Genomic DNA, 21,477 nt, shown 5'->3' on the forward strand with positions numbered 1-21,477 from the left:
TTGACTGAAACGAATCATTTGCGGAGTCGGTCGGAAAATCATCTAGCCTGTAGCTCAGGCTCGGGAAAGTCAGAGGAAGTTTTTTCGCGCCTGACATAAAGAGGCTGGTTTCACTTGAGGTATCGCCATGGAAGAGCAACTCCCCACGACTGTGACCGATAAACCCACGTTACTGCTGGTCGACGATGAGGAGTCGATTCTCAACAGCCTGCGCCGCCTGCTACGCAGCCAGCCCTATGAGGTGCTGCTGGCCACCAGCGGTGCCCAGGCCCTGGAAATCATGGAGCAGCGGTCGGTCGATCTGGTGATGAGTGACGCGCGAATGCCCAATATGGACGGCGCCACGCTGCTGGCCCACGTCCATCAGCGCTACCCCGACACCACCCGGATCATGTTGACCGGTTATGCCGACCCCTCGGCCATTATCAAAGCCATCAATGAAGGGCAGATCCATCGTTACATCAGCAAGCCCTGGCACGATGAGGAAATGCTGCTGACGCTGCGGCAATCGCTGGCCTATCAGTATTCCGAGCGTGAGCGGTTGCGTCTGGTGCAGGAGACGTGGGACCAGAACGAAAAACTGAAGCTGCTCAACACCACCCTGGAAAAACACGTCGCGGCCCGCACCAGCGAGCTGCAACAGACCGCTGACATGCTGGACCTGGCTTACGAAGAGCTCAAACGCAGCTATGTCACCGGCACGGAGGTGTTTTCGTTGCTGGCCAACCTGCGCCTGCCACCTGCCAAGCAGACCAACCGGCAGATCATCGAACTGGTGCGGGTGTACTGCAAACTCCATTACTTGGACGAAGCCACCAGTCGAGACCTGACCATGGCGGCGGCGCTCTACAACATCGGTAAATTGAGCTGGACCGACAGCATGATGAGCACGCCTTCGGATCTGCTGCATCACAATGACCGCGAGCGCTATCGGGGTTATCCGAAGCAGAGTGAGTCGCTGCTGATGACGCTCGACCCGATGAAAGATGCCGCGCGGCTGATCCTGCATCACCAGGAGCGTTGGGACGGCAGCGGTTTTCCCGATCGGCTCAAGGGCGAGGCCATTCCGCTCGGTTCACGGTTGCTGAAACTGGCGGTGGATTTCATCGAGTTGCAGCGCGGGCTGATCCTCGAACGGCAGATGAACAGCGATGAAGCCCTGGTGTATATCCGCCAGTACGCCGGTCGGCTCTATGACCCGGAACTGGTGGAGGATTTCATTAAGGTCTGTGCTGCTTACCTGAGCGATGTGACGCTGGCCGATCCGACGGTCAAGGTGCTGACCACCCGGGACCTGGCGGCGGGCATGATCCTGGCGCGTAACCTGAATGCCGACAACGGCATGCTGCTGCTCAATGCCGGCAAGGTGTTGAACGGGCCGCTGGTGGAGAAACTGATCGCGTTCGAGGCGATGGAAGGTGCCAAGTACAGCGTTTTTGTGAAGGTGCCGGAGGAAGTGGCGATTCTCGAGACGAGTTGAGCTATCAGCACTGATCAACAGTGGGAGCGGGCTGTGGCGAGGGGGCTTGCCCCCGTTTGAGTGCGTAGCACTCACAAGATCGTTGATACATCAGAGATTTTGGGGCTGCTTCGCTGCCCAACGGGGGCAAGCCCCCTCGTCACAATGCTTTTCGGCGTGACGAAAAGCCGGCACTCATGTGATCCTTGCGCCTTTGCCCAAGGCCAATCCTGATCCATGACGCTTTCATCCACCGCTTCGCCCCGCATCATCCACATTGCCGCTGCCCTGTTGATCGGCCCCGACGGTCGCACCTTACTGGTGCGCAAGCGCGGCACCCAGGCGTTCATGCAGCCGGGGGGCAAGATCGAGGCCCATGAGCAACCGGTCCACGCCCTCGCCCGTGAGCTGGAGGAGGAACTGGGACTGGTCATCGATCCGGCGCACGCCACCTACCTGGGGCCATTCTCGGCACCGGCCGCCAACGAGCCGGGTTTTGTCGTACAGGCCGAACTGTTTCAGTTGACCATCGATTCTGACGTTTGCCCGGCGGCGGAAATCGAAGAGGTGCGCTGGATCGACCCGGCCACCGACGGCGATCTCACGCTGGCGCCATTGACACGAGACCTGATCTTGCCGTTTTATCGAGCGTCACTGATCGAAACCGCCTGATCACCCAGACCCTCTGACTTCAAGGACAGGATGCCCATGATTCCACTTCAAGATTTGCTGATTTTTGCCGCCGCGGCGTTGCTGATGGTACTCACGCCGGGGCCGAACATGATCTACCTGATCTCCCGTTCCATCTGCCAGGGACGCAAGGCCGGGGTGACGTCATTGCTGGGTGTGGTTGCAGGATTTCTAGTGCACCTGTTCGCTGCCGCAGCGGGTTTGACCGCGGTGTTCATGGCCGTGCCGGTGGCCTACGAGGTGCTGAAGTGGGCCGGTGCGTTGTACCTGCTGTGGCTGGCCTGGCAGGCGGTCAAGCCCGGTGCGCGTTCGCCGTTCGAGGCGCAGCAGTTGCCGGCGGACTCGTCACGCAAATTGATCACCATGGGTTTTCTCACCAGCGCTCTGAACCCGAAGATCGCGGTGTTTTATCTGTCGGTGTTTCCGCAGTTCATTTCCCCTGAGCACGGTTCGGTGTTCAACCAGAGCATCATCCTCGGCCTGACCCAGATCAGCGTGAGCTTCAGCGTCAACCTGCTGATCGCGCTGTTCGCCGCAGGCATCGCCTCCTGGTTCGTCAACAACCCGAACTGGCTGGCGATGCAGCGCTATTTCATGGGCTTCGTCCTGTCCGGGCTGGCGGTGCGGTTGATGTTTGAGCAGCGGCGAGTGGCCTGAACATGTGGATTCAGCGGCTTGATGCCAGTCATGCCCTGGATTATCGGGCGCTGATGCTCGAAGCCTACGACTCGCATCCCCAGGCGTTCACTTCCAGCGTGCGCGAGCGCGCCACGATGCCGCTGGGGTGGTGGGAGTCGCGCCTGACCAGCAAGCTGGACCGGGTGCTCGGGGCGTTCGAGGAAGGGGAACTGGCGGGCATCGTCGGCCTGGCCTTCGAGTCTCGGGAAAAGGCCCGGCACAAGGCGACACTGTTTGGCATGTACGTGACCGGCAAGGTGCGCCAGCGCGGGCTCGGTTATCAACTGTTACAGGCTGCGTTGGCTGAAGCGCAGGCCCATGAAGGCCTGAGGCTGATCCAGCTGACCGTCACCGCCGGCAACGAAGCCGCCTTCAGGTTGTATCAGCGCTGCGGCTTCGTGCAGTTTGGCCTGGAACCATTGGCGGTGCGGGTCGGCGAAGACTACTTCGACAAGATCCACATGTGGCGCGAGATCACCCCTGAGCCTTGATCGTTCTATCGGACGGCACTAACCCCATCCAGCGTCGAAAATGACGTGTCCTTGGCCGTCAGCAAAAAGTCGCGCATGTACGGCGCATCCAGCATGTCGGCGCGGATCCCGGCATACAACGTCGCAAACAAGCCTTTCTCCCCCAGTCGCTTGGCCTTCACATAACCCCGTGAACTGTACTCATGCAGCGCCCAATGGGGCATGCCGCAGACACCGCGACCGCTGGCCACCAGTTGCATCATCATCACCGTCAGTTCCGAGGTGCGCACCTGCGCCGGTTCGATGTCGGCCGGTTCCAGGAAGCGGGTGAAGATGTCCAGCCGATCGCGTTCCACCGGGTAGGTGATCAAGGTTTCCGTGAGCAGGTCTTCGGGCACGATGTACGGCTTGCTCGCCAAGCGGTGTTGGTTTGCCACCGCGAGCATGGCTTCGTAGGTGAACAACGGCACGTAAGTGATGCCCACCAGTTCCAGCGGATCGGAGGTCACCACCAGGTCCAGGTCGCCTCGGGCCAGCGCCGGCAGCGGGGCGAAGGAGAAGCCCGAGGCCAGATCCAGCTCGACTTCCGGCCAGGCATCGCGGAACTGGTCGATGGTCGGCATCAGCCACTGGAAGCAACTGTGGCACTCAATCGCCATGTGCAGACGCCCCGCCGTGCCACCGGCCAGCCGTGCAATGTCGCGCTCGGCACTGCGCAGCAACGGCAGGGTGGCGTCGGCCAGCTGCAGCAGGCGCAAGCCGGCACTGGTGAAGCGCACCGGTTTGGTTTTGCGCACGAACAGCGGCATGCCCATGCGTTCTTCCAGCTCCTTGAACTGGTGGGACAGCGCCGATTGGGTCAGGTGCAGGCGGTCGGCTGCATCCACCAGGCTGTCGGCTTCGCGCAGGGCGTGCAGGGTTTTCAGGTGACGGATTTCAAGCACCGAGGGCTCCATGAGGAAAACTTGTGATCAACACGAAAAGGTTGAGTTTGTCTCATGTTGGCTGAGCTGTCGACAATAGCAGCATGTTTTACAGCATCCTTTATAGAGAGAAATTCACCATGGCCCTGGCCCACACACTTGGTTTTCCGCGCATCGGTGCCGACCGCGAACTGAAAAAAGCCCTCGAAGCCTACTGGAAGGGCGATCTCGATCAGGACGCCCTGAACAGCGTCGGCCGCCAACTGCGCGCCACCCACTGGCAATTGCAGAAAGACGCCGGCATCGACCTGCTGCCCGTCGGCGACTTTGCCTGGTACGACCAGGTACTGACCCATTCCCTGACCTTCGGTGTGATCCCCGAGCGTTTCGACAGCGTCAAGGATGAACGCGGCCTGCCGACCCTCGACACTCTGTTCGCCATGGCGCGTGGCGCCACGGCAGCCTGCTGCGGCAGCGAACACGGCACCGCGCAATACGCCCAGGAACTGACCAAGTGGTTCGACACTAATTACCACTACCTGGTCCCGGAATTCAGCGCAGACCAATCATTCAAACTGAGCTGGGAACAGTTGTTCGATGAAGTCGAAGAAGCCAAGGCCCTCGGCCACAACGTCAAGCCGGTGATCATCGGCCCGCTGACTTACCTGTGGCTGGGCAAAGCCAAAGGCAACGACTTCGACAAGCTCGACCTGCTGGAACGCCTGCTGCCGATCTACGGTGAAATCCTCGGCCGCCTCGCCGCCCAAGGCGTGGAGTGGGTGCAGATCGATGAGCCGATCCTGACCCTCGACCTGCCACAGTCCTGGAAAAACGCCTTCGAGCGCGCTTACCACATCCTCCAATACTCGCCGCTGAAAAAGCTCGTAGCCACCTACTTCAGTGGCCTGGAAGACAACCTCGGGCTGGCCGTCGGCCTGCCTGTACAAGGTTTGCACATTGACGCGGTGCGTTCCCCGGATCAGCTCGGCCAGGTTTTGGATCGACTGCCGACCTACAAGATTCTTTCGGTGGGGCTGGTCAACGGCCGCAACGTCTGGCGCTGCGAACTGGAGCAAGCCCTGGCACAACTGCAATTTGCCCAGGAGCGCTTCGGCGATAACTTGTGGGTCAGCAGTTCCTGTTCGCTGTTGCACAGCCCGGTGGACCTTGCGCGTGAAGACAAACTCGACCCCGAACTGAAAAGCTGGCTGGCGTTTGCCGTGCAGAAGTGCGGTGAGATCGCCGTGCTGCGCGATGCCCTGAACGATCCGCAAGCGCCCAAGGTGCAAGCCGCCCTGGCTGAAAGCCGCGCCATCCAGGCCAGCCGCGCCCAATCGCCGCGTATCCACAAGGCGGATGTCCAGGCCCGCATCAACGCCATCGGCGCGGCAGACAGCCAACGCCATTCGCCGTTTGCCAAACGGATCGAGCAACAGCGCGCGCGCTTGCAGCTGCCGGCATTCCCGACGACCACCATCGGCTCGTTCCCGCAAACCGGTTCGATCCGCCTGGCTCGTCAGGCCTTCAAGCAAGGCAAACTCTCGGCCAACGATTACACCGATGCCATGCACAGCGAAATCCGCCACGCCGTGCAAATCCAGGAACGCCTGGGGCTGGACGTGCTGGTGCACGGTGAAGCCGAGCGCAACGACATGGTCGAGTATTTCGCCGAACAGCTTGAGGGGTATGCCTTCACCCGGTTCGGCTGGGTCCAGAGCTACGGTTCGCGCTGCGTCAAACCGGCGATCATCTACGGCGACCTGAGTCGCCCGAACGCCATGACCGTCGACTGGATCACCTACGCGCAAAGCCTGACCGACAAGATCATGAAAGGCATGCTCACCGGTCCCGTGACCATGCTGATGTGGTCGTTCCCACGTGAAGACGTCTCGCGCAAAATCCAGGCGCAGCAGTTGGCGTTGGCCCTGCGTGATGAAGTGGTCGACCTGGAAGCTGCGGGCATCAAGATCGTCCAGATCGACGAAGCCGCGTTCCGCGAAGGCCTGCCGCTACGCCGGGCGCAATGGCAGGAATACCTCGACTGGGCGGTGGAAGCGTTCCGCTTGAGCGCCTCCGGTGTGCGTGACGAAACCCAGATCCACACCCACATGTGCTACAGCGAATTCAACGACGTAATCGAGTCCATCGCCGCCATGGACGCCGACGTAATCACCATCGAAACCTCGCGCTCGGACATGGAATTGCTGGAGGCCTTCGAAGCCTTCGACTACCCGAACGACATCGGCCCGGGCGTCTACGACATCCACTCGCCCCGGGTGCCGGACACCGCCGAGATGGTCAAGTTGATGAGCAAAGCGGTGAAGCGCATTCCGGCCGAGCGGTTGTGGGTAAACCCCGATTGCGGGTTGAAGACCCGGGCCTGGCCGGAGACTGAGGCGGCGCTGGTGAACATGGTGGCGGCGGCGCGGCAGTTGCGCAGTCAGTTGGCCTAAATCCTGCGGCGCCTGTTCTGGCGCCTTCGCGAGCAAGCCCGCTCCCACAGGGGTAGAGGTCGATCACAGATTGTGTGTACTACATCAATCCTGTGGGAGCGGGCTTACTCGCGAAGAACGATAACGCGGTCTTGAAAATGACCGTTCAGCACTCTTCATCAAACTGTCACGTAACTGTGGCAGCGCGCTTGTACAAACTTCATCAGACTCGCGCTCTACTGGAGTTCTGCGTTTCGGTGTTTTTCATGCGTGCACGATTTTTATCCACAGCGGTCTTTCTGATCGCTGTGTTGTTCAATTTCCCGTCTTTGGCGGCGTCTCGTTGCGATGTCAATGTTCCGACCGAACGGGTCGATCTGGATCAGGTGAGTCTGGCGTACCAGAGCATCGGCCGTGCGTCCGACCCTGCGTTGTTGCTGGTAATGGGCCTGGGCGGGCAGTTGATTCACTGGCCGGATGAGGTAGTGGTCGCGTTGTGTCAGCAGGGTTTCCGGGTGATTCGCTATGACAATCGCGATGTTGGCCTGTCCACTTGGCGCCAGGCACCGGCCGAGGCCAACCTGACGTTCGAAGTGCTGCGCTACAAACTCGGTTTACCGGTGGCCGCGCCTTATACGCTGACCGACATGGCCGACGATGCACTGGGGTTGATGGACGCGTTGCACGTCGAGCAATTTCACGTGCTGGGCGCCAGCATGGGCGGGATGATCGCCCAGCATCTGGCGGCGATGGCGCCGCAGCGGGTCGAGAGCCTGACGTTGCTGATGACCAGCTCGGGTGCCGAAGGCTTGCCGGCGCCGAGTGCGGCGCTGGTGCAGTTGCTCGCGCGACGCGGTGCGCCGAATCGTGAAGTGGCGCTGGAGCAACAGGCTGATTTGCTGGCGGCGCTGGGCAGTCCTTCGGTCACTGATGATCGGCAGGCGTTGCTGCATCAAGCGGCGCTGTCTTATGACCGGGCGTTTAACCCGGAAGGCGTTAAGCGCCAGATCATGGCGATCCTTGCCGAGCGCAGTCGTGTAGATCTGCTCAACCAACTGCGCGTGCCGACGCTGGTGGTTCACGGCACCGCTGATCCGTTGTTGCCGGTGATGCATGGCGTGCATCTGGCGGCACACATTCGTGGCAGTCAGTTGAAGTTGATTCCGGGGCTGGCCCATCGTTTTCAGGAAGCGTTCAAGGCACCGTTGCTGGCGGCGGTGTTGCCGTATTTGCAGGCCCATCGCGAAGATACTTCGCACTGGGCGCAGATTGATCCCGTGGCCGAACGCAATCTTCTGTAACACCCAAATCCAATTGTGGGAGCGGGTTTGCTCGCGAAGGCGGTGTATCAGTCAAAGCAGATGTCGACTGACACACTGCCTTCGCGAGCAAGCCCGCTCCCACAAGGGATCTGCTGCGCGCTGTGGCCCCTCGGGCGGTTGAAAAATATATCAATGTGCCACTACGGTTTTTGCCGATGCTGCCGACATAAGCAGCATCGTTAATAATCATAGGGACTTGATCCATGAATCTTCACGCTCTACGCACTTGGGCAGCACTGACGTTGCTCGCCTGCCTGACCCTCACTGGCTGTGCCCACGTGCAACCTCCAGTACCGCTGGATCACCAATTCTGGGATGCCAAAGAGCCGACTATCGGCGTGGCGATCACTGTGGTGCCGGAGCCGGTGCTGGCGTTGACCGGCAATCAGGGGATTCTCGATTACGCCATCAACAAGGGCGTTAACAACAAGCTCAGTGACAACGTCGCAAAATGGCAAGTGGGCGACCTTCACACCTTGCCGGATGTCCTTGTCGCCAAGCTGCAGGCCAAGGGTTACAAAGCCAAGCGGATCAACGAGCCGGTCGACCTGAATGCGTATAAGGAAACCAGTTTCCGCGAAGGCTACATGACCCGTGACATGACGCCGGTCAAGGCCGCCTACGGCGTCGATCGTCTGCTGCTGGTGAATGTCTACGCCACCGGTGCCACCCGCAGCTACTACAGCGTTGTGCCGACCAGCGTACCGATGGCGCAAGTGGGCGGACAGGGTATGGTGATCGATCTGGCAGACAACAAGCTGCTGTGGTTCAAACCCTTTGTCGCTACGCAAGCCGCCCAGGGCGAATGGGACGAGCCGACCTATACCAACTTGTCCAACGCGTTCTATCAGGCTATGGACAATAGCCGTCAGCAAATGATCACCCCGTTCGCGCAATGACGCGCCTGCCCATAGTGGCGGGTGCGCTGGCCCTGCTGATGCTGACGGGGTGTGCGCAAAAACCGGCTCCTGAGGCCGGTTTCAAGGACCAGAGTGCCTTGCCTTACGTCCAGGCCCACGGGCTTAAGGTCGACGTGCAGTTGCCGCCATCCTTTGTGGGGGCCAGCACCGTGATTGACTCGCAGGCGGCTTTGAAGGCTGCGTCGTCGAGTCATAATCTGGTGGCCAGTTCAGGCAACGGTGCCGGGCTTGCCGGTTTGCTGGTGGCCAGCCTGATCAACACCCAGATGGGCAGCGGCAGCTTGCAGCGCGATGCGGAAAAAACCGCGCTCAACGAGGCGCGACCGATGGCCGACTTGCTTGCAGGCGTTCCATTGCAGGAGCGCCTGCAACAGCGCTATCAACAGGCTTCGCAAGCGGCCGGGTTCAAGCAAGGAGAAGGGCAGGTCACCGCACACCTGGTGATTGAGCCCAAACTGATGCTTACCCCCGATCGCGGCAGTTTCGTGCTGATCAATCAGGTGCAGGTCCAGGATATTGCCGGTTCGGCGCTGTATCGCATGCGGATCGAAGTGGTCAGCCAGCCGATTCGGCGCTGCGGCAAGCAGTGCATTGACGATGGCGGCTTCGATTTGGCGAAGGTCACGGCGGTGCTCGACGAGTGTATCGATGAATCGATGCGGGTTCTGGCCACTGACCTGATGCAGCCGACACCGCCAGCGACCGCCCAGGAAACCTTGCGTTATAACCTTGATGGCCAGCGAGTGGTCGAGCGTGGTTATCAACTGGCCAACAACGGAAACTATTGGCGTTATCGCAACCTCTATGGGGCGGTGAAATCGGTGCCGGTGCCGTTTGAGGATGCGTTGACACCAACGCAGTTGCAGAAGGTTTACGGGCAGTAACCACTTACACCTGCAGGAGCCGCCTTCGCAGCTCCTGCAGGTGTATGCAAATGCAGCAGGCCGCGATTTTTTTGAATTTAGCCGTGCAGGCGAACCCACACGCTGACCAGCACCGTCGCCGCCATCAACCACGCCACTGCCGCCACCGCCAGCGAAGCCTCCAGCCGCATCCGGTCGACCATCACATACAAGGTCGCCAGATAGACGAAGTACGGAATGATCGACCACATGCCAAACACGATGGTGGTCTTCAGGTCATCCAGCGAACGCCCTTTGCCGACAATGTAATGAGCGATCAGCGCAAAGGTCGGAAACAGCGGCACCAGGCCTGCGATGTAATAGTTTCTGGTCTTGGCCAGCATGGCGAGGATCACCACCACCGCCGCGCCCAGGGTTGCTTTGAAAATCAGGTCCATCAGTGGCTCAGCCCGTATTTTTTCACTTTGTCGAACAGCGTGGTCTTGGCCATCCCCAGTTCCTGACTGGCTTGGGTCAGGTTGCCGCCGCTGCGCTGCAAGGCATCGCTCAGCAGGTTGCGTTCGAAAGCTTCCACCGCTTCGGCGAAGGCCAGGCCTTGATTGCTGCCGCTGACTCCGGTCTTCTTGAAGGCCGGCAGGCCGAGGGCGAAGCGTTCGGCGACGTTGCGCAGTTCGCGCACGTTGCCTGGCCAGTCGTGGCTCATCAGAATCGACACGGTCTGGTTGTCCAGTTCCGGCAGCGAGCGGTCGAAGCGCAGGGATGACTGCTGCAAAAAGTGCTCGAACAATTGCAGGATGTCTTCGCGGCGTTCGCGCAGCGGCGGCAGTTCCAGGGTGACCACGTTCAGGCGGTAATACAGGTCGCTGCGAAACTCGCCGGCCTTGCTCGACTCATCCAGATCGGACTTGGTCGCGGCGATCACCCGGCAATCCACCGCCACGCTCTGGTTCGAACCGAGGCGTTCGAGGGTGCGTTCCTGCAGCACCCGCAGCAGTTTGATCTGCAACGGCAGCGGCATGCTTTCCACTTCGTCGAGGAACAGCGTGCCGCCATCGGCGTGTTCGATCTTGCCGATCCGCCGTTTGCCGGCACCAGTGAAAGCGTTGGCCTCGTGGCCGAAGATTTCGCTTTCGAACAGGTTCTCCGGCAGGCCACCGCAGTTCAGCGCGACGAACTGTTTGCTGTGCCGGCGGCTGAAGTCGTGCAGGCAACGTGCAACCAGTTCCTTGCCGGTGCCGGTCTCGCCTTCGATCAGCACGTTGGCCGACGTATCGGCGACGTTGGCGATCAGTTCCCGCAGGTTTTGCATGGCCGGCGAGCGACCGATGATCCGGCCTTCGAGGGAATCACGCTCGAACAGTTGTCGACGTAACGAGGTGACTTCCCGCGCCAGGCTGCGTTGCTCCAGCGCGCGGCGGGCGACGTCCACCAGGCGTTCGGGAGAGAAAGGTTTCTCCATGAAGTCGTAGGCGCCTTTCTGCATCGCGCCGACGGCCATCGAGATGTCGCCGTGGCCGGTAATCAGCACCACCGGCAGGCTGCGATCGCGGGCCTTGAGCCGGGTCAGCAGTTCCAGGCCATCGATGCCCGGCAGGCGGATGTCGCTGATGACGATGCCAGCGAAGTTATCGCCCACCCGCTCCAGCGCTTCTTCGGCGCTGCCGACGCCGATGCAGGGAATGTCTTCAAGCGTCAGCGCCTGTTGGCAACCGAGCAGCACATGGGGGTCGTCTTCGACGATCAGCACACTAAGGTCGTTGTTCATATTGGCTCGGCGGGAGTAGGGCTTACCAACGGTAAACTGAGGACGAAGGTGGTACCACCGCTGGCCGGGTGTTCGACACCCAGATGCCCGCCCGTGGCGGCAGCCAGGCTCGCCGACAGGGTCAGGCCGAGGCCCAGGCCCTGTTCGCCGGGCTTGGTGGTGAAGAACGGTTCGAACAGATGCTTGCGCGCTTCGGCATCGATGCCGTGGCCGTTGTCGCGCACCCGCAGGCGATACTTGCCGTCGAATTCCTCGCCTTCGAGCCACAACGCCGGTTGGGGCTGCGACTGCATGGCATCGAGCGCATTGCCGATCAGGTTGACGAGGATCTGCTCCAGACGGGTCTGGTCGATCTGCACCTGCACGTCGGTGAAATCGCGGTGCAGTTGCAGCGGTACGCTTTCCATCCGGCTGCCCAGCAATTGCAGGGCGGCGTCCACGCCTTTGCCGAGGCTGGCCTGGCCTTGGTCATCGCCACGCCGGGCGAAAGAACGCAGGCTGGCGGTAATCCGGCCCATGCGGTCGATCAGTTCATTGATGGTCTTGAGATTGGTGCTGGCCACATCCAGCTGACCGCGCTCCAGAAAGCGCACGGTATTGCCGGACAAGGTCCGCAAGGCTGCCAGCGGTTGGTTCAATTCGTGGGCGATGCTGGTGGACATCTGGCCGATGGCCGCCAGTTTGCCGGCCTGGACCAGTTCATCCTGAGCGCGGCGCAAGGTTTCTTCAGCCTGTCGACGCTCACGAATCTGCCCCTTGAGCCGTTCGTTACTGGCGCGCAGGTCGGTGGTGCGTTCGGTAATCCGACGCTCCAGTTGATTGTTGGCTTCCTGCAAGGCTTCCCGCGCCGCGAGGCGGGTGGCGATCACTTTGCGGCGCTCGTTCCAGGCGATCAGCAGGAAGGCCACCAGGGCAAACGCCACCGCCACCAGAATCCCCTGATTGATCGCTTCACGCCGCAGGTCTTGCAGGGGCGTGAGCAGGGTGAAATTCCACGGGGTATCGCTCAGCGGCCGGGTTTGCGACAGGTAGCTGATGTTCTCTTCATCGGACATCAGTTCGCTGTTGGCGGGGAAGGTCAGTTTCTCCTCGCCTTCAGCCAGTTTCTCTCGGGCCAGCGGTTGCAGTTCATTCAGCGGATACCAGTAGTACTGAAGGCTGCGGGCCAGGCGTTCCTTGGTGTCGTCGCTCAACGGCAGCACCGACTTGAGCCGCCGCGCCGGATCGCTGGAGAGAATGATGATGCCGTTCTCGTCGCTGACGAACGCTTCAAGGCGCGCGCGCTGCCAGCGTTCTTCCATGGCTTCGAGGCGCACCTTGACCACCGCGACGCCGGTGATCTTGCCATGTTCCTCCAGGCCATGAGCCAGGTAATAGCCGGGTTCGCCGCTGGTGCTGCCGATGCCGTAGAAACGTCCCGGCTGGCCACGCACGGCGCTCTGGAAGTAGGCGCGGAAGGACAGGTCTTCGCCCAGATAACTGTCGACATCGCGCCAGTTGCTGGTGGCCAGTACGCGGCCGGTGGTGTCCATCACATAAATGGCCCGACTGCGGCTGCGCCGGTTCAGGCCTTCGAGGTATTCGTTGACCGTCTGCCGAAGTTCCGGCGACGGGTCGGCCAGCAGCTTGGAAACACTCGATTCGAGTTCCAGCAGGCTGGGCAGGTAGGTGTATTTGCTGATCTCGCTTTCGACGGCGCGCGCGTGCAGTTCCAGCTGACGCTGGCCGTTCTCGCTGAGGCTGCGAATGCCGTAGTGTTCACTGACCCAGAAGCCGATGTAACCCAATCCAATCATCAGGGCGATGATCAGCGGCGGCAGGAACAGATGGCGAATCAAACGGGGTTTCACGGCGAGTGATGGCGGCGCTGCGCGATAGAAGGTGGAGTCGCATTTCATCACAGAAGCCTTGGGTCAACCACAACACAATATCCATATCCCCACGGGGCCTGTGGGAGTTGCTGTGTGGTGAGGGGGCAAGCCCCCTCGCCACAAAAGCCCGCTCCCACAATTGGGGGAGCGGTGTCTTCCTTCTCAGTGCTGCAGAATTTTCTCGAGGAAATGCTGCGCACGCTCGGAACGGGCGTTGATGTCGCCGAAGAACTCTTCTTTCTTGCAGTCTTCGATAATCTTGCCGGCGTCCATGAAGATCACTCGGTCCGCGACCTTGCGGGCGAAGCCCATTTCGTGGGTCACGCACATCATGGTCATGCCTTCGTGGGCCAGTTGCACCATCACGTCCAGCACTTCGTTGACCATTTCAGGGTCCAGTGCGGAGGTCGGTTCGTCGAACAGCATGACGATCGGGTCCATCGCCAGCGCACGGGCAATCGCCACACGCTGTTGCTGGCCACCGGAAAGCTGGCCCGGGTGCTTATGCGCATGGGCAGACAGCCCGACGCGCTCAAGCAGTTGCAGGCCTTTCTTGGTGGCTTCTTCCTTGCTGCGGCCCAACACCTTGATCTGCGCGATGGTCAGGTTTTCGGTGATGGTCAGGTGCGGGAACAGTTCGAAATGCTGGAACACCATGCCCACCCGCGAGCGCAGTTTCGGCAGGTTGGTCTTCGGATCGGCGATGGACGTGCCATCGACGATCAGGTCGCCTTTCTGGAACGGTTCCAGTGCATTGACGCACTTGATCAGGGTGGATTTGCCGGAACCGGACGGCCCGCACACCACGATCACCTCGCCTTTTTTGACCTCGGTGCTGCAATCAGTCAGTACCTGGAAGTCCCCATACCACTTGTTGACGTTCTTGATAGAGATCATACGGCGAACCTTTTTTGCAGACGCTTGACCAGCTGCGAGGCGGCAAAGCTGATGATGAAGTACGTGAGACCTGCGAAGATCAGGAACTCATTGGAGCGGCCGATGATGTCGCCACTGGCACGCGAGGCATTGAGGAAGTCCACCAGGCCGACCGCGTAGACCAGCGAGGTGTCCTGAAACAGGATGATGCTCTGTTGCAACAGCAGCGGGGTCATCTTGCGGAACGCTTGCGGCAGGATGATCAACCGCATCATCTGGCCATACGTCATGCCCATGGCCTGGGCGGCACTCATCTGGCCCTTGGGAATCGACTGCACCCCGGCCCGGACGATTTCGCAGAAGTACGCCGCTTCGAACATCATGAACGCGACGATGCACGAGGCGAACGCGCCGATCGGGGTGTCTTCGCCGGTGATCCAGCGCAATACAAACGGCACCGCCAGGTAGAACCAGGTGATGACCAGCAGCAGCGGGATCGAGCGGAAGTAGTTGACGTAGGCGCCGGCAATGTTCGACAGCAGTTTGTTGTGGGACAGGCGCATCAACGCCAGGACCGTGCCGAGGATGATCCCGCCGCTCACGCCCAGGGCCATCAGTTGGAGGGTCATGACCATGCCGTTCCACATACCCGGCAGGGACGGAATGATGCCCGAGAAGTCGAATTCCATCATTTACCCCCTACGGAAATCAGGCCCGGCACGGCGACTTTCTTCTCGACCGCGCGCATCAGCAGCATCAGGCTCATGTTCAGGGTGAAGTAGATCAGCGTTGCCAGGGTGAAGGCTTCGAACAGGTTGGCGGAGAACTCGGCGGTCTGTTTGGTCTGCGCCAGCAGCTCCATCAGGCCGATCAGCGACGCGACGGAGGAGTTCTTGAACACGTTCAGGAATTCCGAGGTAAGCGGCGGAATGATGATCCGGTAAGCCTGGGGCAGCAGCACGTTCCAGTAGATCTGCGGCAGCTTGAAACCCATGGCGCGGGCAGCGGATTCCTGGCCGCGGGGCAGCGCCTGGATACCGGTGCGCACTTGTTCGCAAACCCGGGCCGTGGTGAACAGGCCCAGGCACACGACGACACTGAGGAAAGCCGAGGTGGTCGGGTTCAGGTCCTGCTTGTACCAGTCCTGCAGGTTTTGCGGCAGCAGGTCGGGCACCAGGAAGTACCAGATGAACAGCTGCACCAGCAGTGGCACGTTACGGAAGAGTTCGACGTAGCAGGTCGCGATGCCCGATACGATGCGATTCGGCACCGTGCGCATGACGCCCAGGATCGAGCCCAGCAGCAGCGCGATGATCCAGGCGGCGACGGCGATGGCGATGGTCCAGCCCAAACCGGAGAGGTACCAGTCGAAATAAATTTCGCTGCCCACGCCGGTGGACTTGAAGAACACGCCCCAGTCCCAGTTGTAATTCATTAGGGTCTCCCCTCGGATTCGATCGATGTACAAGTGCCCGATGACGGTCAGGCACACGCGAACGGCTCGACAACCACCGGTTCGAGTGTTTCCAGAAATGCCAGCAGGGAGTGACAACCCCTGAAAGGGCAGAGGCCTTCTCAGGGGGTAACGTTAGTCAGAAATCAGGATTTCTTTTCGTCAGCCGCTTTGTCGGTCGGATTGGCGATCAGGGTCTTGAGCTCGTCGCTCATCGGGAAGTTCAGGTTCAGGCCTTTTGGCGGGATTGGCTGCATGAACCATTTTTCGTAGATCTTGTTGATCTCGCCCGACTTGTAGGTCGCGATGATTGCGTCGTCGACGGCTTTCTTGAATGGTGCGTCGCCCTTGCGGACCATGCAGCCGTAGATTTCGAAGGACTGCGGTGTACCGGTTACGGCCCAGTCATCCGGCTTCTTGGCCTTGGCCATTTCACCGGCCAGCAAGGCGTCGTCCATCATGAAGGCCACGGCACGGCCGGTTTCCAGCATCTGGAAGGATTCGCCATGGTCTTTGGCGGAGATCACGTTCATGCCCATCTGCTTGTCGGCGTTCATCGACTTGAGGATGCGCTCGGACGTGGTGCCGGCGGTGGTCACGACGTTCTTGCCTTTCAGGTCGGCGAAGTCTTTGTAGGGCGATTCTTTCTTGGCCAGCAGCTTGGTGCCGATTTCGAAGATGCCGGCGGAGAAATCAACTTGTTGCTGACGCTCGACGTTGTTGGTGGTGGAGCCGCACTCGACATCCACGGTGCCGTTCTGCACCAGCGGGATACGGGTTTGCGAGGTCACCAGGTTGTATTTGACCTGGAGGTTGGGCATGTCCAGGTCTTTCTTGATGGCTTCGACGATTTTCAGCTGGATATCGTGGGAGTAGCCAACCGGTTTGCCGGAAGCGTCCGCGATGTAGGAAAACGGAATGGAAGCGTCACGATGCCCGAGGGTGATGGTGCCGGACTCTTTGATCTTCTTCAGTGTGCCGGTGAGTTCGGCGGCGAAAACTGGAGTGCTAATCAGAGCTGCAGCAATGGCTGCGCCCAGGAGATGGGGAACGATGCGCATCAAATTTTCCTCGACATTGTTTTTTTTATGGAGCCAGTTCATCGGCCTTTTTTAGTGCTTCGAATGCCTGGCGGCTCCTGAAGGAGTAGCGCAATAAACATTCGTCCGGGAGAGTAGAGCATGACTCGTGCCAGACCATGCATCATCTAGCAAGCTATTGATTTTTAAGAGTGTTTTAATTTTTGTGACGTTGAGTTTGTTGTCGGATGATCCGGTTTTCCGAATCGACCGAGGAGTCGCGTTCGGAAAACCGAATGGATTAACCCGCACAACTGTAGGAGCGTGGCTTGCCCGCGAGGGGGCACTGCGGTCTGTCTGTTGAACCGCTTTATCGTTCTTCGCGGGCAAGCCTCGCTCCTACAATAATGCGGGTATGAAAAAGCCCCTGAATCGTGAGATTCAGGGGCTTTGGTTTAACCGGATATTCGATCAGGCCGCTTCGATTTTGCTGCGGTTCTGTTCGAGCTTGTTCAGATAATCCTTGAGCCTTTGCTGTTCCGCCTCAGTGGTGAACAGCCCAAGCTTGCTGCGGCGCCACAGGATGTCATCGGCGGTGGTCGCCCATTCTTCGCTGCACAGGTAGTCGACTTCGCGGGTGTAGAGGCCGCCGCCGATGTGTTCACCCAGGTCACCGAGGTTTTCCACGCCTTCGAGCATGCGCCAGGTGCGGTTGCCATAAGTGGTGGACCAGCGACGGGCGATCTCGGTGGGGATCCAGTCGAACTTGTCGCGGATCCGCGAACTCAATGCCTGCGGAGTCGTCATGTCTTCGCCACCGGGCAGAGGAGCGTTGGCGGTCCAGCTTGGCTTGATGTGCGTGAAGTACGGGGCCAGTTGCGCCAGCGCCGATTCGGCCAGTTTGCGGTAGGTCGTCAGCTTGCCGCCGAACACCGACAGCAACGGCGCTTCTTCGCCAGAACCCGACAACGCCAGGGTGTAGTCGCGGGTGACGGCCGACGGGTTGTCGGATTCGTCGTTGCACAGCGGACGAACGCCGGAGTAGCTGTGCAGGATGTCCGCGCGGCTGAGTTGTTTCTTGAAGTGGGCATTGACCACTTTCAGCAGGTAATCGGTTTCGCCTTCAGTGATTGCCACTTTTGCCGGGTCGCCGGTGTACTCGCGGTCGGTGGTGCCGATCAGGGTGAAGTGGTTCAGGTACGGAATGGTGAAGACGATGCGCTGATCTTCGTTTTGCAGAATGTGCGCGTGTTCGCCTTCGTACAGTTTTGGCACGATCAGGTGGCTGCCCTGGATCAGACGGATGCCGTACGGCGATTCCATCTTCAGGTCATCACGAATGAACTGGGCGACCCATGGGCCAGCAGCATTCACCAGTGCCTTGGCGCGGATCGAAAACAGGCTGCCATCGGCGCGTTCCAGGTTCATGTGCCACAGGCCCTTGGTGCGACGGGCACTGACGCAGCGGGTTTGCGTATGAACGTGGGCACCTTTCTCGCGGGCAGCCATGGCGTTCAGTACGACGAGGCGTGCGTCATCGACCCAGCAATCGGAATATTCGAAGCCTTTGGTGATTTCGCTTTTCAGTGGGCTGTCCGGGCCGAACTTCAGGCTTTTCGAGCCTTCGAGTTTCTCCCGTTTGCCGAGGTGGTCATATAGGAACAGGCCGGCGCGGATCATCCAGGCCGGACGCAGGTGCGGGCGGTGGGGCAGCACGAAGCGCATCTGTTTGACGATGTGTGGCGCCTTGGCCAGCAGCACTTCTCGCTCGGCAAGGGCTTCGCGCACCAGGCGGAATTCATAGTGCTCCAGGTAGCGCAGGCCACCGTGGATCAGCTTGCTGCTGGCCGATGAGGTGTGGCTGGCCAGATCATCCTTTTCGCAAAGGAACACCGAAAGGCCGCGACCGGCGGCATCCGCTGCGATCCCCACGCCATTGATCCCACCACCAATGACGGCGATATCGTAGACCTCGGCGAGAGGGGGCGTAGGCAAGGTAGAAGTGGGCATCGGCTGGCCTCGGGCTTTTTGGATTTCTATATTTGAATTCGAACATTAATGTTCATTTACGAAAATACTAGCCCATAAAGACGCCCACAGCCAGCGTGCTTCGATTGAAAATACTGATCGAAGGGCCGTTAAAGGAAAATTTTCGAACATTGAATGATGGTTGGGAGTGCTTTTGTGGCGAGGGAGCTTGCTCCCGCTGGGCTGCTAAGCGGCCCTAAAACCGGCTACCGCGGTATCTCAGGAAGAGCATGTTGTCTGATTGGCGTCTGCTGTGCAGCCGAACGGGGGGCAAGCCCCCTCGCCACAGGGGGGGGGGCTTACACGACCTCCAGCCGAATCTTGTGCTGGCTCAACAACTGAGCCAGGGCCGGCGAAGGCGGCTGGTCGGTGACCAGGCAATCGATCAGGCTGATCGGCCCCAGGCGAATCATGGCGTTGCGCCCGAATTTGCTGGAGTCCGCCGCGAGAATCACCTGTCGGGCGTTGGCGATGATCGCCTGGGACACCCGCACTTCCTGATAGTCGAAATCCAGCAAGCTGCCGTCTTCATCGATACCACTGATGCCGACCAGGGCGAAGTCGACCTTGAACTGGTTAATGAAGTCGACGCTGGCCTGACCGACCACGCCACCGTCACGCCGTACGTTGCCACCGGTCAGCAGCACGTCGAAGTCGTCCTTGGCGCTGAGCATCGAGGCTACATGCAGGTTATTGGTGATGATTTTCAGGTGGCTGTGGTTGAGCAGCGCCCGAGCAATGGATTCGGTGGTGGTGCCGATATTGATGAACAGCGAGGCGTGATCGGGAATCTGCGCCGCAATGGCTTCACCGATACGCTGCTTTTCATCGCGCATCTGATCGGCGCGCATGGCGTAGGCGGTGTTTTCGACGCTGGAGTCGTAGGCTGCGCCACCGTGATAGCGACGCAACAGATTCACTTCCGCCAGTTGATTGATATCACGGCGGATGGTTTGCGGTGTAACGACGAACAGCTGGGCCATTTCCTCGATGCTGACATAGCCGCGTTCGCGGACCAGTTCGAGGATTTGCTGCTGACGGGGAGGCAGATTCATGGGGCTTCCTTTGGGCTGCCGTGCAAAATTTGCCCATGATGCCGCAGGAATCCGCTCCCTACCAGTTACAACCGGATACGAGTCCGGTCCGTGGCTTATTCAGCGCCTTCGTGCGGTTCCCAATCGCGAGTGCGGCTGACGGCTTTTTTCCAGCCAGCGTAGAGTTTTTCCTTCGCGGTTTCGTCCAGCGCCGGTTCGAACTCGCGCTCGATCACCGCCTTGCCGCGCAACTCGTCCAGGCTGCCCCAGAAGCCGCAGGCCAGACCCGCCAGGTAAGCGGCGCCCAACGCGGTGGTTTCGCGCATTTTCGGGCGCTCGACTTGAGTACCGAGGATGTCGGCCTGGAATTGCATCAGGAAATTGTTCGCCACTGCACCGCCGTCCACGCGCAGGGCTTTCAGGCGTTCGCCGGAGTCCTGCTGCATGGCGTCCAGAACATCGCGGGTCTGGTAGGCAATCGACTCAAGCGCCGCACGAATGATGTGATCCACGCGTACGCCACGGGTCAGGCCGAACAACGCGCCACGGGCATACGGGTCCCAGTACGGAGCGCCCAGGCCGGTGAAGGCCGGCACCAGATACACGCCGTTGCTGTCCTTGACCTTGTTGGCGAAGTATTCGGTGTCGTGGGCGTCGTTGATGATTTTCAACTCGTCACGCAGCCACTGCACGGTGGAGCCACCGTTGAACACCGCGCCTTCCAGCGCATAGGCCACTTCGCCACGCGGGCCGCAAGCGATGGTGGTCAGCATGCCGTGTTTGGACTTCACTGCTTTGTCGCCGGTGTTCATCAGCAGGAAGCAGCCGGTGCCGTAGGTGTTTTTCGCCTGGCCTGGCTCGACGCACATTTGGCCGAACAAGGCGGCCTGCTGGTCGCCAGCGATACCGCCAATGGCGATGCCGCTTTTGGTGTGGCCGTAGATTTCGGACGAGGACTTAACTTCCGGCAGCATCTCGCGCGGGATGTCGAGGACGTCCAGCATCTTCGCGTCCCACTCCAGCGTGTGGATGTTGAAGAGCATGGTGCGCGAGGCGTTGGTGTAGTCGGTGACGTGCACCTTGCCACCGGTAAATTTCCAGATCAGCCAGCTGTCGACGGTGCCGAACAGCAGTTCACCCTTGCGCGCCCGCTCACGGCTGCCTTCGACATTGTCGAGGATCCACTTGAGCTTGGTGCCGGAGAAGTACGGGTCGGTGACCAGGCCCGTGGTGTCGCTGATGTATTGCTCGTGGCCGTCGCGCTTGAGCTGTTGGCAGATTTCGGTGCTGCGGCGGCACTGCCAGACGATCGCGTTGTAGATTGGGCGGCCAGTGGTCTTGTCCCAGACCACGGTGGTTTCGCGCTGGTTGGTGATGCCGATGGCCGCGACTTGGTCGTGATGCAGGCCGGCTTGAGCCAGGGCCTCGACCATCACGGCGCTTTGGGTGGCGAAGATTTCCATCGGGTCGTGTTCGACCCAACCGGCTTGCGGGTAATGCTGTGCGAATTCACGCTGGGCGGTGCAAACCACGTTCGCGTCGCGATCGAAAATGATCGCGCGGGAGCTGGTCGTACCCTGATCGAGGGCAATGATGTAGTTCTTATTCTGAATGTCGGTCATGTCGATTGCCTTGGACGAAATAAGGAAGTGAAGTCAGGCGCGGGATCAAAAT

The 21,477-nt window shown here is 60.1% G+C and carries 19 protein-coding genes; 8 read left to right on the forward strand and 11 right to left on the reverse strand.

The genetic code is table 11. The features are described from left to right. Positions 1-127: 127 nt before the first annotated feature. The 4 genes from nosR (at position 128) to AC1RL4_RS08925 (ending at position 3,318) form a co-directional block, all read left to right on the forward strand. Complete coding sequence (gene nosR / locus AC1RL4_RS08910; protein WP_204124687.1) at positions 128-1,480, forward strand: response regulator c-di-GMP phosphodiesterase, NosR family; 1,353 nt, start codon at positions 128-130, stop codon at positions 1,478-1,480. Between the two features lie 216 nt (positions 1,481-1,696). After that, entirely contained in the window at positions 1,697-2,131 is a 435-nt protein-coding gene (locus AC1RL4_RS08915) for an NUDIX hydrolase (protein ID WP_019581570.1), read from the forward strand. Between the two features lie 36 nt (positions 2,132-2,167). Then, the gene (locus tag AC1RL4_RS08920; RefSeq protein ID WP_019581569.1) at positions 2,168-2,806 is read left to right on the forward strand and encodes a LysE family translocator; all 639 of its coding nucleotides are present in this window, start codon (positions 2,168-2,170) and stop codon (positions 2,804-2,806) included. 2 nt (positions 2,807-2,808) lie between these two features. Beyond that, positions 2,809-3,318: a GNAT family N-acetyltransferase gene (locus AC1RL4_RS08925; protein WP_489078588.1), complete on the forward strand. Its 510-nt coding sequence runs from the start codon at positions 2,809-2,811 to the stop codon at positions 3,316-3,318. Positions 3,319-3,323: 5 nt separating this feature from the next. Here AC1RL4_RS08925 and metR read toward each other — a convergent pair whose 3' ends face one another. Then, entirely contained in the window at positions 3,324-4,241 is a 918-nt protein-coding gene (gene metR, locus AC1RL4_RS08930) for a transcriptional regulator MetR (protein ID WP_018926627.1), read from the reverse strand. A gap of 119 nt (positions 4,242-4,360) precedes the next feature. Between metR and metE the strand changes: the two genes are divergently transcribed. From metE to AC1RL4_RS08950, 4 genes are all read left to right on the forward strand, one after another. Continuing rightward, positions 4,361-6,673 (forward strand): 5-methyltetrahydropteroyltriglutamate--homocysteine S-methyltransferase, encoded by a 2,313-nt coding sequence (gene metE, locus AC1RL4_RS08935; RefSeq protein WP_489078604.1) that lies wholly within the window; start codon positions 4,361-4,363, stop codon positions 6,671-6,673. Positions 6,674-6,918: 245 nt separating this feature from the next. Next, complete coding sequence (locus AC1RL4_RS08940) at positions 6,919-7,953, forward strand: alpha/beta fold hydrolase (protein ID WP_489078589.1); 1,035 nt, start codon at positions 6,919-6,921, stop codon at positions 7,951-7,953. 224 nt (positions 7,954-8,177) lie between these two features. Next, entirely contained in the window at positions 8,178-8,873 is a 696-nt protein-coding gene (locus AC1RL4_RS08945) for a hypothetical protein (RefSeq protein ID WP_028939457.1), read from the forward strand. After that, entirely contained in the window at positions 8,870-9,778 is a 909-nt protein-coding gene (locus AC1RL4_RS08950; RefSeq protein ID WP_019581566.1) for a hypothetical protein, read from the forward strand. Before AC1RL4_RS08945 ends, AC1RL4_RS08950 begins: the two co-directional genes overlap by 4 nt. 77 nt (positions 9,779-9,855) lie before the next feature. Here AC1RL4_RS08950 and AC1RL4_RS08955 read toward each other — a convergent pair whose 3' ends face one another. From AC1RL4_RS08955 to glpK, 10 genes are all read right to left on the reverse strand, one after another. Continuing rightward, positions 9,856-10,185, reverse strand: a complete 330-nt coding sequence (locus tag AC1RL4_RS08955; protein ID WP_172901245.1) for a GlpM family protein — start codon at positions 10,183-10,185, stop codon at positions 9,856-9,858. Positions 10,186-10,193: 8 nt separating this feature from the next. Next, on the reverse strand, positions 10,194-11,522 hold the full coding sequence (aauR, locus tag AC1RL4_RS08960; RefSeq protein ID WP_489078590.1) for a two-component response regulator AauR: 1,329 nt from the start codon (positions 11,520-11,522) through the stop codon (positions 10,194-10,196). Beyond that, complete coding sequence (gene aauS / locus AC1RL4_RS08965) at positions 11,519-13,420, reverse strand: two-component sensor histidine kinase AauS (RefSeq protein WP_204124683.1); 1,902 nt, start codon at positions 13,418-13,420, stop codon at positions 11,519-11,521. The genes aauR and aauS overlap by 4 nt, the downstream gene beginning before the upstream one ends. A 135-nt stretch (positions 13,421-13,555) precedes the next feature. Then, positions 13,556-14,290 carry an amino acid ABC transporter ATP-binding protein gene (locus AC1RL4_RS08970; protein ID WP_019581562.1) on the reverse strand — a complete coding sequence of 245 codons (735 nt, stop codon included), beginning with the start codon at positions 14,288-14,290 and terminating at the stop codon, positions 13,556-13,558. Next, a complete protein-coding gene (locus tag AC1RL4_RS08975) occupies positions 14,287-14,958 on the reverse strand; it encodes an amino acid ABC transporter permease (RefSeq protein WP_018926620.1) in 672 nt (223 codons plus the stop codon). The genes AC1RL4_RS08970 and AC1RL4_RS08975 overlap by 4 nt, the downstream gene beginning before the upstream one ends. Then, the gene (locus AC1RL4_RS08980; RefSeq protein WP_018926619.1) at positions 14,958-15,704 is read right to left on the reverse strand and encodes an amino acid ABC transporter permease; all 747 of its coding nucleotides are present in this window, start codon (positions 15,702-15,704) and stop codon (positions 14,958-14,960) included. Before AC1RL4_RS08980 ends, AC1RL4_RS08975 begins: the two co-directional genes overlap by 1 nt. 164 nt (positions 15,705-15,868) lie before the next feature. Continuing rightward, positions 15,869-16,783 (reverse strand): glutamate/aspartate ABC transporter substrate-binding protein, encoded by a 915-nt coding sequence (locus tag AC1RL4_RS08985; RefSeq protein WP_026331878.1) that lies wholly within the window; start codon positions 16,781-16,783, stop codon positions 15,869-15,871. A 429-nt stretch (positions 16,784-17,212) separates the two neighbouring features. Then, a complete protein-coding gene (gene glpD / locus AC1RL4_RS08990) occupies positions 17,213-18,751 on the reverse strand; it encodes a glycerol-3-phosphate dehydrogenase (RefSeq protein ID WP_019581560.1) in 1,539 nt (512 codons plus the stop codon). Positions 18,752-19,068: 317 nt separating this feature from the next. Next, positions 19,069-19,824: a DeoR/GlpR family transcriptional regulator gene (locus AC1RL4_RS08995; RefSeq protein WP_007938932.1), complete on the reverse strand. Its 756-nt coding sequence runs from the start codon at positions 19,822-19,824 to the stop codon at positions 19,069-19,071. Positions 19,825-19,919: 95 nt separating this feature from the next. Then, on the reverse strand, positions 19,920-21,425 hold the full coding sequence (glpK, locus tag AC1RL4_RS09000; protein WP_018926616.1) for a glycerol kinase GlpK: 1,506 nt from the start codon (positions 21,423-21,425) through the stop codon (positions 19,920-19,922). Positions 21,426-21,477: the final 52 nt, after the last annotated feature.

It is taken from the genome of Pseudomonas sp. GW822-FHT07A10 (assembly GCF_058798795.1).

What these genes read in the sequence shown, in the direction of transcription:
- metE (WP_489078604.1), top strand. Translation starts at nt 4,361, where the DNA reads ATGGCCCTGGCCCACACACTTGGTTTTCCGCGCATCGGTGCCGACCGC.
- AC1RL4_RS08975 (WP_018926620.1), bottom strand. Translation starts at nt 14,958, where the DNA reads ATGGAATTCGACTTCTCGGGCATCATTCCGTCCCTGCCGGGTATGTGG.
- AC1RL4_RS08915 (WP_019581570.1), top strand. Translation starts at nt 1,697, where the DNA reads ATGACGCTTTCATCCACCGCTTCGCCCCGCATCATCCACATTGCCGCT.
- aauS (WP_204124683.1), bottom strand. Translation starts at nt 13,420, where the DNA reads ATGAAATGCGACTCCACCTTCTATCGCGCAGCGCCGCCATCACTCGCC.
- AC1RL4_RS08925 (WP_489078588.1), top strand. Translation starts at nt 2,809, where the DNA reads ATGTGGATTCAGCGGCTTGATGCCAGTCATGCCCTGGATTATCGGGCG.
- glpD (WP_019581560.1), bottom strand. Translation starts at nt 18,751, where the DNA reads ATGCCCACTTCTACCTTGCCTACGCCCCCTCTCGCCGAGGTCTACGAT.
- AC1RL4_RS08995 (WP_007938932.1), bottom strand. Translation starts at nt 19,824, where the DNA reads ATGAATCTGCCTCCCCGTCAGCAGCAAATCCTCGAACTGGTCCGCGAA.
- AC1RL4_RS08920 (WP_019581569.1), top strand. Translation starts at nt 2,168, where the DNA reads ATGATTCCACTTCAAGATTTGCTGATTTTTGCCGCCGCGGCGTTGCTG.
- AC1RL4_RS08980 (WP_018926619.1), bottom strand. Translation starts at nt 15,704, where the DNA reads ATGAATTACAACTGGGACTGGGGCGTGTTCTTCAAGTCCACCGGCGTG.
- aauR (WP_489078590.1), bottom strand. Translation starts at nt 11,522, where the DNA reads ATGAACAACGACCTTAGTGTGCTGATCGTCGAAGACGACCCCCATGTG.
- glpK (WP_018926616.1), bottom strand. Translation starts at nt 21,425, where the DNA reads ATGACCGACATTCAGAATAAGAACTACATCATTGCCCTCGATCAGGGT.
- AC1RL4_RS08985 (WP_026331878.1), bottom strand. Translation starts at nt 16,783, where the DNA reads ATGCGCATCGTTCCCCATCTCCTGGGCGCAGCCATTGCTGCAGCTCTG.
- AC1RL4_RS08950 (WP_019581566.1), top strand. Translation starts at nt 8,870, where the DNA reads ATGACGCGCCTGCCCATAGTGGCGGGTGCGCTGGCCCTGCTGATGCTG.
- AC1RL4_RS08970 (WP_019581562.1), bottom strand. Translation starts at nt 14,290, where the DNA reads ATGATCTCTATCAAGAACGTCAACAAGTGGTATGGGGACTTCCAGGTA.
- AC1RL4_RS08940 (WP_489078589.1), top strand. Translation starts at nt 6,919, where the DNA reads ATGCGTGCACGATTTTTATCCACAGCGGTCTTTCTGATCGCTGTGTTG.
- nosR (WP_204124687.1), top strand. Translation starts at nt 128, where the DNA reads ATGGAAGAGCAACTCCCCACGACTGTGACCGATAAACCCACGTTACTG.
- AC1RL4_RS08945 (WP_028939457.1), top strand. Translation starts at nt 8,178, where the DNA reads ATGAATCTTCACGCTCTACGCACTTGGGCAGCACTGACGTTGCTCGCC.